The sequence below is a fragment of the Ectobacillus antri genome (genome assembly GCF_003852715.1).
In the GTDB taxonomy this organism is placed as follows: Bacteria; Bacillota; Bacilli; order Bacillales; family Bacillaceae_G; genus Ectobacillus; species Ectobacillus antri.
The window spans coordinates 118,274-131,184 of sequence record NZ_RIAV01000002.1; the positions used below are offsets into that span (position 1 = coordinate 118,274).

13 protein-coding genes and 1 other annotated feature (1 of these 14 cut by a window edge) are annotated in these 12,911 nt (G+C 38.0%); of the genes, 7 read left to right on the top strand and 6 right to left on the bottom strand.

Annotated features, from left to right (window positions below; translation table 11 throughout):
- Positions 1 to 217, top strand: a binding site (T-box leader); it begins 7 nt to the left of the window's first position.
- A gap of 96 nt (positions 218 to 313) precedes the next feature.
- From EEJ45_RS03025 to lysA, 5 genes are all read left to right on the top strand, one after another.
- Positions 314 to 1,651 carry an amino acid permease gene (locus tag EEJ45_RS03025; protein ID WP_124563313.1) on the top strand — a complete coding sequence of 446 codons (1,338 nt, stop codon included), beginning with the start codon at positions 314 to 316 and terminating at the stop codon, positions 1,649 to 1,651.
- Positions 1,652 to 1,813: 162 nt separating this feature from the next.
- A complete protein-coding gene (locus EEJ45_RS19005) occupies positions 1,814 to 2,980 on the top strand; it encodes an ABC transporter substrate-binding protein (protein ID WP_124563314.1) in 1,167 nt (388 codons plus the stop codon).
- A gap of 225 nt (positions 2,981 to 3,205) precedes the next feature.
- Complete coding sequence (locus EEJ45_RS03035) at positions 3,206 to 3,841, top strand: hypothetical protein (protein ID WP_124563315.1); 636 nt, start codon at positions 3,206 to 3,208, stop codon at positions 3,839 to 3,841.
- A gap of 73 nt (positions 3,842 to 3,914) precedes the next feature.
- Positions 3,915 to 4,454, top strand: coding sequence for an ABC transporter substrate-binding protein (locus EEJ45_RS03040; protein ID WP_281274442.1), 540 nt, complete (start codon positions 3,915 to 3,917; stop codon positions 4,452 to 4,454).
- A gap of 153 nt (positions 4,455 to 4,607) precedes the next feature.
- On the top strand, positions 4,608 to 5,894 hold the full coding sequence (gene lysA / locus EEJ45_RS03045) for a diaminopimelate decarboxylase (protein WP_124563543.1): 1,287 nt from the start codon (positions 4,608 to 4,610) through the stop codon (positions 5,892 to 5,894).
- 56 nt (positions 5,895 to 5,950) lie between these two features.
- Here lysA and EEJ45_RS03050 read toward each other — a convergent pair whose 3' ends face one another.
- Positions 5,951 to 7,183, bottom strand: coding sequence for a helix-turn-helix domain-containing protein (locus tag EEJ45_RS03050; RefSeq protein ID WP_124563317.1), 1,233 nt, complete (start codon positions 7,181 to 7,183; stop codon positions 5,951 to 5,953).
- Positions 7,184 to 7,342: 159 nt separating this feature from the next.
- On the opposite strand from EEJ45_RS03050, the gene EEJ45_RS03055 reads away from it, so the two are divergent.
- Positions 7,343 to 8,605, top strand: a complete 1,263-nt coding sequence (locus tag EEJ45_RS03055; RefSeq protein WP_245999817.1) for an MFS transporter — start codon at positions 7,343 to 7,345, stop codon at positions 8,603 to 8,605.
- A gap of 68 nt (positions 8,606 to 8,673) precedes the next feature.
- Here the strand turns inward: EEJ45_RS03055 and EEJ45_RS03060 are convergent, their stop codons facing one another.
- The 3 genes from EEJ45_RS03060 to EEJ45_RS03070 form a co-directional block, all read right to left on the bottom strand.
- Entirely contained in the window at positions 8,674 to 9,681 is a 1,008-nt protein-coding gene (locus tag EEJ45_RS03060; RefSeq protein WP_124563318.1) for a YeiH family protein, read from the bottom strand.
- Between the two features lie 72 nt (positions 9,682 to 9,753).
- A complete protein-coding gene (locus tag EEJ45_RS03065; protein ID WP_124563319.1) occupies positions 9,754 to 10,023 on the bottom strand; it encodes an exonuclease domain-containing protein in 270 nt (89 codons plus the stop codon).
- Positions 10,024 to 10,089: 66 nt separating this feature from the next.
- Positions 10,090 to 10,680 carry a TetR/AcrR family transcriptional regulator gene (locus tag EEJ45_RS03070; RefSeq protein WP_124563320.1) on the bottom strand — a complete coding sequence of 197 codons (591 nt, stop codon included), beginning with the start codon at positions 10,678 to 10,680 and terminating at the stop codon, positions 10,090 to 10,092.
- Between the two features lie 85 nt (positions 10,681 to 10,765).
- On the opposite strand from EEJ45_RS03070, the gene EEJ45_RS03075 reads away from it, so the two are divergent.
- The gene (locus tag EEJ45_RS03075) at positions 10,766 to 11,308 is read left to right on the top strand and encodes a 2TM domain-containing protein (RefSeq protein ID WP_124563321.1); all 543 of its coding nucleotides are present in this window, start codon (positions 10,766 to 10,768) and stop codon (positions 11,306 to 11,308) included.
- 31 nt (positions 11,309 to 11,339) lie between these two features.
- Here EEJ45_RS03075 and EEJ45_RS03080 read toward each other — a convergent pair whose 3' ends face one another.
- Complete coding sequence (locus EEJ45_RS03080) at positions 11,340 to 11,891, bottom strand: DUF3231 family protein (protein WP_124563322.1); 552 nt, start codon at positions 11,889 to 11,891, stop codon at positions 11,340 to 11,342.
- A gap of 627 nt (positions 11,892 to 12,518) precedes the next feature.
- Positions 12,519 to 12,881, bottom strand: coding sequence for a DUF4259 domain-containing protein (locus EEJ45_RS03085; RefSeq protein WP_124563323.1), 363 nt, complete (start codon positions 12,879 to 12,881; stop codon positions 12,519 to 12,521).
- Between the last annotated feature and the right edge of the window lie 30 nt (positions 12,882 to 12,911).

Below are 12,911 nucleotides of genomic sequence, written 5' to 3' on the forward strand. Positions count from 1 at the left end.
CACGTATATAGTAGTGTGTATGATTTCGTTTGCAGAGAGCCGGTGGAGGGTGCGAACCGGTACAAATGTACACATGAATTTCGCTCCTGGAGCATCTTTTTCGTAGTGAAGCTATTTCATGAAGGGAAAGACGGTCATGTTGATCGTTAACAAAGAAGAGCGACGGATAATAAAGTGTCCGTAATCAGGGTGGTACCGCGGTTTTATCGTCCCTGCCGATATAATTCGGCAGGGACGATTTTTTTGTTTATGTACAAAGAAAGGCGTGTAGTTTCCGCTTTTTTATAAAAACTGTAGTAAAGGAGAAAACAGCATGAACACAAATCAAACAGAGTTGCAAAAAAAGCTATTGCCAAGACATATTCGTTTTATGGCACTTGGAGGAGCAATCGGAACAGGGATCTTTAAAGGAACCTCCGAAACAGTGTCTATTGCTGGGCCAGCTGTAGTATTGTCCTATATATTTGCAGGTTTGCTCCTACTTGTTGTGATGACTGCCATTGCAGAAATGGCAATAGCCTATCCAGGTACAAATATGAAAGGTTTTATTCATAAGGCTTTTGGAACGCGTGTATCATTTGTTATCGGTTGGTTGTATTGTTTTATGTGGCTTGTTGTTTGTATTATTGAGGTTATTGCAGCAGGAAGTTTTTTGCAATATTGGTTTCCATCAATACCGCTATGGACATTAAGTGTGCTATGTGCATCAGGAATTGTCGCAATTAATTTCTTAAGTGTTAAGCATTACGGAGAATTCGAATTTTGGTTTGCAGGTATTAAAATCACGATGATTGTGTTGTTTATTCTATTAGGAGCAGGTATTTTATTTGATATCATCCCAAGTAACCAAGTTGACTACTTACAAAATTATACGAATGAAGAGTTTTTTCCTAAAGGCTTTAGCGGGGTTGTATCTGCTTTACTCGTTGTCATCTTTTCTTATGGCGGTTCAGAATTAATCGGTCTTACTTTAAATGAAACAAAAGATGCAGAGAAAGTGTTGCCTAAGGTGGTAAGAGGTGTCATTGTTAGGATTGTATTATTTTACACGCTACCAATTCTTATTATTTGTGGACTGATTCCGTGGAACCAGCTTAGCGGAGATAGTAGCCCGTTTGTACAAGTATTATCAACGGTAGGTTTCTCCTCGGCTGCTCATATCATGAACTTTGTATTAATTACCGCGGTTCTCTCAGCAGCAAATTCTGGCTTATATGGATGTACACGAATGTTACATTCCTTAGCAATGGAAGGAGAAGCACCTAAGTGGTTTGCTTACGTATCAAAGAAGGGAATTCCTTTATATGGATTAATATGTAGTGCCATTGTCCTAATTGGCGGCTCTTTTATTGCTTATTTGTCACCAGAACGCATTTTTGGTTATCTTATGGCAATTCCCGGATTTACCGTTTCAATTGTATGGATTAGCATTTGTTTGGCTCAAGTAAAATTGCGTAAAACGTATGAAAAGCAACCCTCCTTTAAGGTATGGGGATTTCCTTACATCTCTTTATTTACAGCACTTGTGTTAACTGTTATATGTGTGATTTTTATGCTAAACCCTCAAAATAGAATTAGCATGGGTGTGTGTTTAGGTGTGCTATGCCTATTAATAATTGTTTCCGTACTAACCAAACAGAGGTCAAAATAAATTACATGTAGAAGCCCGCTTGTTATAGGCGGGCTTTTGTGTGGTGAATTAAGTAATAAATTTTCTTAATTTTCAAAAAGCATATTAATTTTTCATTTTGTCAGTGTAATACTTATATAAAAATTAAAAACAACGTATTTTTATAAAAAGGGGAATGTACATATGAAAAAGATGAGTTTAGTAATATTGTCTACAACTTTAGCTGTCAGTATAGGACTAGCAGCATGTAGTGGAAATGAAACAGCTTCTGTCAAAAAGGCGTCAACAAATACACCTAAGCAGATTTTAAATGTAACAGAAAACGCAGAAATTCCTTCAATGGATTCTACTCTGGCAACAGATGCAGTTTCCTTTAGGGTAATGAATAATGTGTTGGAAGGATTATATCGTTTAGATCAAAATAATAAACCGCAACCGGCAATTGCGAAGTCTGTGAACATTAGTGAAGATAAGAAAACATATACATTCAAGCTTCGAGAAACAAAGTGGTCGAATGGAGATCCGCTTACTGCGCATGATTTTGTTTATGCATGGAAGCGCGCAGTAGATCCAAGTGTTGCGGCAGAATATGCTTATATTTTGTTTGATGTTAAAAATGCGGAAGAAGTAAATAATAAAAAATTGCCTGTTGATCAATTAGGCGTAAAGGCATTAGATGACTATACGTTCCAAGTAGAGCTAAAAAATCCTGTTCCTTATTTCCTGGATGTTATTACGTCACCAACGTTTTACCCTCTTAATCAAAAGTTTGTAACACAACAAGGACAGAGGCATGGTACATTTGAAAACCAGATGATGGGTGCCATAATGGATGCTTGGGTACGTGAACTATACAAACACTCAGATTACTATAAGAAAGCAGAACCAACAATTATCATTAATGACTTGTCAGGTTTTGAAATTGCAAAAAACGATAAACCTGTAAAATTTGATGAAGATGCAAAGACATCCAAAGATTTGGGAACTTTTAAAATAGGTGACAAAGTGGATGTAGGTGGACACATCATTACTCTAAGTAATGCAGTCTATGATGATAGTAAAAAAGAAGAATACGAGGTAACAGTAGCGAAAGTATTGAAGGTAGACTTCGTGTATCAAAATTCAACGAAAGAAGAACAGTTTATTGATGGTCACCAGTTTGAGATCTATGATGCTGATGGTACGAAGCAAGAAGTAACATCTATCGATTTCTTTGGAGAAAATGTACAACCAGGGAAAAATGTATCTGGTTCAGTTCATTTTGGTGTAACTGGTAAAGGGCCTTATGAGATATTTTTCGCTGATATGGCAACAGACACAAAAGCAAAATGGATAATTGACATTAAATAAAAGAGAGATACACAGTAAGAGTGGTAGCAGATGCTACCACTCTTTTTTATGTGAAGTGTATTTTCACAGTTTGAGAGGAAAACTTTAACCCTATGTTGAATTGTTAATGTAATAAAGTGGTATTTTTTAAAAAGTATTAGTCTCCAATGGTTTGATGTGCTAATGGGGTGAATGGGTGTATTTTAGTTTAGACGCCTCAACTTTTCGAATGTAGGGAAAAAGTGAATGAAAAAACAGGTGATAAAGGGTATAATGTTGATTTTGATCTGCAGTGTTAGCACAAGTTGTATATCAGCTGGAGCAGAAAAAAACGAGAGTAAGGATAACGTAGTAAAACAAAAGGGTGTTGAATGTAAAGAAGGAACAGTCAATAAAAATGAAGGTGGAGTAATAAGTTTTGAGGAATATAGGAAGCTTTTTGAACAACTTAATGATTCGATTAAAGTAGATGGATACACACTAAAAGCAAGTAGTCTGGGACCGGATGTTACTGCAATTGATAAGGATTTAAGTTTTGGAAAACGTGAATGGATAACAATTGATGGAAAGATGAATAACACAGAGCCAGAAAGCACGCAGGAAATGCTCTTTTTTGAGAACGCACGTGGTACAAGTCAAATTACAATTACTGTTGGTTATACGGATAATTATATAGCTGAAGATTTGTTGATATATCCAACAAACAGAGGTTACGATGAGTTGAATAGGGAGTTGGCAGATAAGACTGATTCAATTGTGGTAGCTTATAAGAACATATTAATCTCGGTGCAACATGTTGCGACTGAAAAAGCAGATATGGTAGCTACGCAATCCGCATTGCGAGAAGTCATAAAAAATTTAAAAAAAGCCCCTAATAACTAAAAAAACCTTTTACTAAATCTAGGAAAAAAGTATATTTAAAGATTTTCGTGCCACTGCAGGTACATATAACAAGATAAACATGGCAGAAGGCAAAAAGTTATGGGAAGAAGCGAAAAAAGAAACGGGAGTAGATAAGGTCACAATTCAGCTGTTGAATTATGATAATGAAGATGCAAAGAAGATTGGAGAATACTTAAAAGAGCAATTGGAAAAGAACCTAAACGGTCTGACCATTACAATTTCTCAGCAACTATTTGCACAAAAACTTGATCAGGAAAAGAAGATGGATTATGAGATGTCCTTATCCAGTTGGGGCTACGATTATCCAGATTCTATGACGTTTTTAGATATGTTTGTAACGGACGGTGCATTTAATCAAACTGGATACACCAATCCTACGTATGACCAATTAATTCTGGATGCCAAAGGGAAACTACTGTATGACTTGCCCGCGCGCTGGGAAGCTTTAAAGAAAGCAGAGAAAATCTTGCTTGAGGATGCGGCAATTGTACCAATCTATCAAAAAGGAGCTTCATATCTTCTTCGCTCTAATGTAAAAGGATTTTATTACGCATCAGCTCTTGATACGTATAAATACGTATACATTGATTAAGTTAATGTTAAAAGAACAGCCATATAGGAGGCTGTTCTTTTTGAATTTAGTTTCATTAAAAAGAACTTTTAATAAGTTAGGTTAAGAGGTTTTTACATAAGCAATCTATTAAAAGTTTCTTTCGCATATATATAAGGGGAGAGGAGGCGAATGATGTATTTGCATGGAACGAGCAAAATCAATGGACGGGGATATTTGGAGATAGGCGGTGTGGAAGCAGAGGAAATTGCTATGCGATATGGTACACCTGTTTTGGTGTATGACGAAGAGCTAATTCGTATGCAATGTCGTAAGTATAAGGAGGCTTTTTCCAAGAGCGGTTTTTCGTATAAGGTTTCATATGCAAGTAAGGCTTTTCTTTGTAAGCAACTAGTGAAGCTCATTGAAGAAGAAGGACTTGCATTGGATGTTGTATCAGGAGGAGAATTATATACCGCACTGCAAGCCGATTTTCCTGCTGAGCGTATCCATTTCCATGGTAATAATAAAACAGTTCAAGAAATACAGATGGGGTTAGAAGCGCATATTGGCTGCTTTGTGGTCGACAATTTTTGGGAACTAGAGTTGTTGCATACATTAGCTGAACAGCGCCGACAAAAAGTTGATATTTTATTGCGTATCACACCTGGAATAGAAGCAAGTACACATGCATATATAACGACAGGACAGGACGATTCTAAGTTCGGGTTTAGTGTAAAGAACGGGCAAGCTCTGCAAGCAGCTCGTATTGCTGTAAATCAGCCTTTTTACAATTTAATTGGTGTTCATTGCCATATAGGCTCGCAAATTTTTGAAACAGTAGGATTTGTAAAAGCAGTAGAGGTAATGACATTCTTTTTTAAACGTGTACAGGAAGAAGGTCATCGCATGCATGTGCTAAATTTAGGCGGAGGATTCGGTATCCGCTATAACGAAGATGATGGACCTTTGCCAATAAAAGAATACATCGACGCAATGATAAAAGAAGTTGAAAAAGCTTTTCACACGGAAAAGGATTTGCCCGCTATTTGGATTGAGCCGGGGCGCAGTATTGTAGGAGAAGCGGGTACAACACTTTATACAATTGGTGCCATCAAAGAAATTCCGGGTGTTCGCAAATATATTTCGGTGGATGGAGGCATAAGTGACAATATTCGGCCGGCACTATACAAAGCGCGGCATGAAGCGATGATTGCCAATCGAAATGATGAGCAAAAGGAATTGGTTTCCGTTGCAGGTAAGTGCTGTGAATCTGGAGATATGCTAGTTTGGGATATCTTGCTTCCTAAAGTAAGAAGTGGTGATATTTTAGCAGTTTCATGTACAGGTGCTTACACTTATGCGATGTCGAATAACTATAATAAGATGCCGCGGCCAGCAGTTGTGTTTATCAGCGGTGGTAAAGTGAAGCAAGTGATTAGAAGAGAGACATACGAGGATTTATTACGAAATGAACTGTAAGTAAATGAAAACCTTACGCAAATGCGTAAGGCTTTTTATATGAGATACGATTTCTCTTAATCCAAAGTACTTGCAGATTTACCAAATTGCTTATATAGGGAAACCAAGGTTTCAGATGCAAATTTGTAGTAATAAGAATCAGGTAAACTTTTAATGTTTGTATAAGCCTGTTCTGCTTCTTGGATAGACTTTTCCTTTTCACCAAGACGGGCATAGCAAAGAGCCTTATAGACACCTGAAGTATAAATCATGGCACGATCAAGCGGATGAAAAAGCTGCTTTGGAATGTTCACTTGATTCAGCATTTTTAGAGCTTCAGTGTATTGCTGCAAGCCAAATAAGGCTTTGCCTTTTTCTAAATAGTAAAGTTCACTTAGTTCAGTGGTGTATTGACGGTATGCTTCTACATGATGCAGGGATTTTTTGTAATCTTTGCAAAAGGAATTATAATAGAATGCCTGCATCATTTCAATTAAAGCCAACGAAAAATTACTTTCTGTAAATGTTGCATATTGTTGAGCCTTTTTTATAAATTCTTGGTACTCTTCTATGTTGCCTTGTAAAACAGCTTGATAGGCAACAATACGATAAAATTCATCTGCCTTATAATAGGTATGCTTTTCTTTGGAGAGTGTAATAGCGCGAAGTAAGATATCTTTTCCTTCTTGATAATGACCTAGTGCAAGCATTGAAATTGCTTCGTCATACAATAGTTTTAATTCAAAAAGGATATCGTTTTCAATTTGTTTTTCTGCGTAATAACCTCTAACATCATTAATGAGTTGAAGATGCTCAGTAAATTTATTTTGCTTAAATAATTGTATTTTAAAGGCGAGTTGAGCTTGGGCACTTTCGCGATACAATGAATGTCTCTCATAGATAGAAATAGCTTTATTTAATGCTTCTTTTGCTTCAGGTTGCTCTTGGTGCATGCAAGCAATGGCAAATTGCTCAAGTAATCTTGCTGTATTTACCGTAGCAGGTAACTTCTCACTCATAAAGGGCTTTAATTCATGGTATACAGCCATATATTTTTTTTCATTTAAAGCCCGCTCTGTTTTACGTACTAGAGAGATAAAATCGTCTCTATCACTTTCAAGAAAGTAGCCAGGTTCACAGCCAAGCTTTTCTGCGATATAGTTCAATGTTTTCATAGAAGGCAGTGCTCGTCCGTTCTCTATCTGACTCATCATACTTTTAGTCAATTCATCTCCCGCCAATTGAGATTGCGTGAGCCCTTTTTGTCTTCTCAGTGTTCGAATTCTGTTTCCGATATCCATATCGTACATCCCTTTCCTGTGCCTCTCCTTATAGTATACAGAAAGATTGGTTCATCTCAACCTATAAAAAGTTTAATTAAATTTAACTTAAAGGTAGACGTTTCTGAAAAATCAGAATAAAATAAGTTTAATTAAATTTAACTTTTAGCGAGGGGAGACGAATAATACATGTATGCTACGGAAGAAATGAAAGTAATACAGGCTACAAGGAACATCATGTTGTTTGTGATTGGCAAGTTTTCGTCATTATTAGGAGCAAGCATTTATAATTTTGCAATCGGTTTGTATGTATTAAAATTGACGGGCTCAGGTATGAACTTTGCTATAACCATTGTATGTGGGATGGTACCACGTATTCTTCTTGGCCCTTTTGTAGGAGCCTTAGCAGATCGTATAAACAGAAAAAAGCTGGTTATTGGTGCTGATATATGCAGTGCTATTATTATGTTTTCCGTTGGTGTTTTTTCACTCATTCACCCCGTTTCTTTACCTGTTATTTACGGGTCATGTGTTCTTTTGGCAGTGTGTGCTACATGCTTCTCTATTGCCTTTACCTCTTCCTTACCATCTCTTGTCGATGATCAACGCTTGCAAAAGGCAGGAGCTCTTAATCAAGCAGCTTCTTCTTTATCAAGTATCTTAGGACCTGTGATCGCTGGTATCTTATACGGCACGACTCCTTTATCAGTATTTGTGTTTGTTACTGGCGTAGCATTCTTTATTTCGGCTTGTGCAAGTGCATTGATTGTCTTTGATTTGTATCAAACGAAAGAAAAGGAAAAAAGTATGCCCCTGCTTAAAAGTATTGTAGAAGGATTCGAATATGTACAACAAAATAGGATGTTATTTTCCATTGTAAAAACCGCTTTTTTTGTTAATTTCTTTTTCTGCGCGCTACTGGTTTCCTTACCGTATATTACTATTAATCATTTTCACTTATCTCCAAAACAATACGGGATAATTGAAGGTATGTTTGCGGTGGGAATGCTACTTACTTCTCTTATATTTTCTTCACGAAAAGAAGTAGCGGATCAAATCAAAGTGGTGAGACTAGGGCTTTCTATCATGGGAGTATTGATAGTCCTTACATCGTTACCCATTATATTTGGAACATTTAAATCTGTGACGTTTATCTATTATATACTGCTAATGTTTTTAATCGGTGTTACCATTGTGGCTATAAACATTCCTATTCAAATGTTTGTTCAGCGTACAACAGCCGAAGTATATAGAGGTAGGGTATTTGGATTGGTGGAAACAATTGCTACTGCTATTTCACCATTGGGATTGATGCTGTTTGGCCTCTTATGCGATTATATATCCGCATTTTGGCTTCCTTTTTTGGCAGGCAGTGCATTATTGCTTGTAGCAAACATCGGCATGAGAAAAAGTCGCATGGCAAAGGCAAGATCGTTGACTGTAGAGGGATGAAAAAATTGTGTGTTCGAAGGGAGGATATACAAAAGAGAGACAACAGGTCTCTCTTTTGTATTGTCTTGTTATAGCACATGTAGTAAGGTAAAGCCTAGCATTGATAGCAGCAAGGATCCTATTAAAGTGGCTAAAAACACCCTGCTCCCTTTTTGTTGAAAAGCATTTATATTTACACTTATTCCCATGCCGGCCATTGCCATCGCCATAAGAAGATAAGCGCATGTTATAAGCAGATCTACAATTTCTTTCGGGATTATATGAAGTGAGTTAACCCCGCTCATCGCAAGAAATCCGAAAATAAACCAAGGGATAGGAATGGAATGCTTAGCGTTGTCTGTAACAGAATCGCGTCTGGTCCACCATATACCGATAAGGAGCGCTACAGGTATTAATAATGCCACGCGCGTCAGTTTTACAATAATAGCCGCATCTAGGGCTACACTTCCACCCGGAGCTGCTGCTGCGACAACGTGTGCAATTTCATGAAGTGTGCCGCCCGCTAACACACCGTACGCATTGGCAGACAAGGATAAAACGGGATACAGCAATGTGTATGCGATGGTAAAAATTGTTCCAAGCACAGCGACTGTAGCAATGCCTAAAGTAGTTTCTTCCTCAGATGCTTTGACTTGCGGCGCAATGGCAGCTATAGCTGCCATTGCGCCACAAATCGCTGTGCCGCACGCTGTTAGTATGCCAATCTTTTCATCGCCGCCTATCCATCTAGTGAGTGCGTATATCATTGTGATTGTAAATAGGATATGAATCACAGCAATTATGAAAACTTTGGGTCCCGCTTGTATAATGTCTTGAAAATCAAGGCGCATGCCAAGGAGAATAATACCAAACCGAAGCAATACCTTGCTGGAAAAAGCGGTTCCTACATTTGATGTGCCACCTGCACCTCTCCAAAGCATGCCAAGTATCATAGCAATGACAAGCTGTCCCACAATATGTAATAAAGGAAGCTGCGCCGCAAATCTTGCTATGATTGCCAGGGCAAGTGTTATTGTAATGCCTTTATAAAAGATCAATCGTTTTTGTTTTGTAGCTGTTATGAGTTGTTCTGTCATGATGTCACCCCTTCTTACTCGTACCTGTTTACTATACGGACTTTCAGAGCGGAAGGGAAGAGTGAATACGTTTTATTTTGCTTCGATACGATGGAGTGCTTCGTAGACAGCATATACCGCAAGCGCATCGTCTTGAGCACGGTGCGCATTTGAAATCGTATGTCCAAAGTAAGAAGCAACATCTCCTAGCTTGAATGAAGCGATTTTATATTCTTGTTTCGCGCGTGCTAGCCTTTTTCTAGCAATTGTAAGTGTATCAACAGCAGGAATATTCCATTCTCCTTTTGTGTAGTGTTTTAAGAACGTAAGGTCAAAGGATAAATTATGCGCAATAAGTGCCAATTAGCAACATTAGACTTTAACACAACACATCATAAAAATAAGAGCTTGTACCGAGTGAACAAGCTCTTATTTGCATAGCGCATGTAGGTGCTGTAGTACAATGTTTTTCATCATATCGGGAGACAGCTTATCAGGCTGCATAATGCGGTGTAAAGCCAGCCCGTCGATGAGTGCAAACAGCATTGTACTTTCTACGTTTCTGTCAATAGAACGTTTAATAAATCCATTTTCCACTAATGCATCAATAATCATCCTAACTGCACGCTTTGTCTCGTCATATACCTGTGAAGCAAGTGGCTGCATGCCTTTATCTGTGAGCGCTTTGAGATGAAAAACAGTCCACACCTCCATTTCCGCACGGCGCTCATCATCGAGCGGTAATAGTTCGAATAATAACGTTTGTGCATCTTCAAATGGGTTACCTGTAAAGCGAATAGCGGCAACTCTGTCATATACACGATCACTGACGAGCTTCATAGAAAACTGAAATAATTCAGATTGACTTGAAAAATAGTATCGCATGGAACCCGGTGAAATACCTGCTTCTTCGGCCACTTTTCGTACAGTTACACTTTCAATACCATCGCGTCTAATAAGTCGCCAGGCGGCCTCGGCTAGCTTTTGTTTTTGTTTATGGTGATCTACGATTTTTGGCATGTTTTTATTATACCACTGTTGCCTTTTTTAATACAAATGTGTTACATTGATTTTAATACAATTGTATTAAAAAAGGGTGGTTAACATGCTCTGGCTTATTATAGCTTGTGAAATTGGATTTTGGGTGTTTGTTGTTTTGGGACTATGCTGTAGATATATATTAGGGCAAAAGAAAATAGGAGCCTTACTTTTGTGGTGTACGCCAGTTATTGATTTAGTTTTGCTTACTTTAACGGTAATAGATTTAAAAGATGGTAAATCGGCAACCTTTTTTCATGGTGCGGTAGCTTACTATATAGGCATGACAGTGGCGTTTGGTCATGTGTTAATTAGATGGGCGGATGAACGATTTGCATATCAATTTGCAGATGGAGCGCTTCCGACCCGTCAACCCAAGTATGGGCGAGCGCATGCAGCAAGAGAACGAAAGGGATGGTATAGGCATCTGATTGGTTGGGCGATTGGAAACACCTTATTAGTGAGCATGATTGTATTGGTAGGAAATCAAGAGAGGACAGAGGCATTATACCAAGTTATGCAATTGTGGGGACTACTCTTAGCCATAGACTTTGTATGGAGTTTTAGCTACAGTGTATTTCCTAAAAAAGAAAAGAACACTGCTGTATAAAAAACAGACGATTTTTATATCGTCTGTTTTTCTATTCCTTTTCTTTTGCCAACTTGTCTTTATCCTTTGTTCCCGGAGGCTGCTCTAGCCAATTATTTTGAAGCATAAGATAAGCGTCGTCTTTTGCATACTTGGCGATTTCTAGAGAGAGTCTTTCGTAACTTAAAACAAGATCGTTTCTTTGACTAGCAGCCGCGGCTGTTTCATAGTTTCCTATTCCAGCGGCACCGAGAAATGACATATGAAACATCATTAATTTATCTGAAAAGATGGATGTAGTTGAATAAGTAATGCATACATCTGGTGAACCTGGAACAATCGTATCGTTATCAACCAGAGCTGATGAGAATATTTTCACATGTTTGTTGCTCAGTTCCTTGCCTTGTAACATATACTCTTGTACCCTTAGGGTTTGTGATGTTTGAGCGAAGCTGGTTGCCAGTTTTGCGCCGATGTAATTGGTTTGGATGTTCATGTAAAGGTGTGAAATCTCAATGGCATTAAGCGGTCTAGGGTTGGAAAAAGGGTTGCTACCGCTTAAATATTTTTTGCTATCAATGTAATCAGTTTCAATAGGTAACATAATATAGGGCGCACGCACAAATATACCTTAGAACAGCGATTTCAGATTAGGTAAGATGAATCTGTTTTTCGGAAAAAGAAACAATCCTCCTTTATTATGTAGCGTGGTATTTATGTATATGAGTAGTTTTTCCTAAAACGAACTGTATATGCTAGTTGAGGAACCCTTTTGTACATAGAAAGCAATATGGATGTTCTTGCGCATACTCTTATTAAGATGGAAAGGGCTACAAATAGTTCTATTCGACCTGAATACATTGTAACTGAAAAGAAAAGGGTATATATGTCCTTGAACAGGTAACAAATCTAAAGATTAGCGTTGTTTCTTTAGAAATGTTCTTAAAGAATAGGCTGTGTTAAAGTTCGTTGTTGATTTCTGTTACAGGGTGCGCTTTCCGCGGGCGGTCAGGGAACCTCCTCAGCGCTATGCGCCTGCGAGGTCTCCCCTTGACTCGCTTTTCCCGCAGGAGTCTCACCCCTTCACTCCCATCAACAAGTACAAATAATCAACATTGGACTTTAACACAGCCAAAGAATAAAGAATCATTAGAAATGGCAAGGTCGTTCAAAGAAACGAATTCGATTTAAAATATGAAAAAACGTGGGGATAGTCCACCACGTTTTTGGTTTATGTATTAGTCGCTTCAAGCTTTGATCTTAGTTCACTCAGAACCTTTTTTCGTTCTTCATAGTCTTCATCTTCTCCACTTTCAGCCCAAAGTTCTAAGTCTGCGCCTTGATTAATTAAGTCGATGGCTTTTACGCGAATTTCTTCTTGCAGCACATTTTTTTCTAGTTGCGCAGCTGCGAGTCCGGTGTATACCCAGGAAATTACTTCTAGGTCTTCTTCTTCAAACTCCTCTAAATGCGTATCTAATACTTGCTGTGTTGCTTCTTGAACTGATAATCCTTCTTCTAAGAATTCGAAAAAATCATCTCTCACATCACAAGTTGTATCATTATCAAATATGCCGGTTCCCCAAGCTCCCATCCATTGTCACTCCTTTAATACAGAAATAGA

Coding starts and splice junctions, on each gene's coding strand:
- EEJ45_RS03025 (WP_124563313.1), top strand. CDS start 314: ATGAACACAAATCAAACAGAGTTGCAAAAAAAGCTATTGCCAAGACAT.
- EEJ45_RS19005 (WP_124563314.1), top strand. CDS start 1,814: ATGAAAAAGATGAGTTTAGTAATATTGTCTACAACTTTAGCTGTCAGT.
- EEJ45_RS03035 (WP_124563315.1), top strand. CDS start 3,206: ATGAAAAAACAGGTGATAAAGGGTATAATGTTGATTTTGATCTGCAGT.
- lysA (WP_124563543.1), top strand. CDS start 4,608: ATGTATTTGCATGGAACGAGCAAAATCAATGGACGGGGATATTTGGAG.
- EEJ45_RS03050 (WP_124563317.1), bottom strand. CDS start 7,183: ATGTACGATATGGATATCGGAAACAGAATTCGAACACTGAGAAGACAA.
- EEJ45_RS03055 (WP_245999817.1), top strand. CDS start 7,343: ATGTATGCTACGGAAGAAATGAAAGTAATACAGGCTACAAGGAACATC.
- EEJ45_RS03060 (WP_124563318.1), bottom strand. CDS start 9,681: ATGACAGAACAACTCATAACAGCTACAAAACAAAAACGATTGATCTTT.
- EEJ45_RS03070 (WP_124563320.1), bottom strand. CDS start 10,680: ATGCCAAAAATCGTAGATCACCATAAACAAAAACAAAAGCTAGCCGAG.
- EEJ45_RS03075 (WP_124563321.1), top strand. CDS start 10,766: ATGCTCTGGCTTATTATAGCTTGTGAAATTGGATTTTGGGTGTTTGTT.
- EEJ45_RS03080 (WP_124563322.1), bottom strand. CDS start 11,891: ATGTTACCTATTGAAACTGATTACATTGATAGCAAAAAATATTTAAGC.
- EEJ45_RS03085 (WP_124563323.1), bottom strand. CDS start 12,881: ATGGGAGCTTGGGGAACCGGCATATTTGATAATGATACAACTTGTGAT.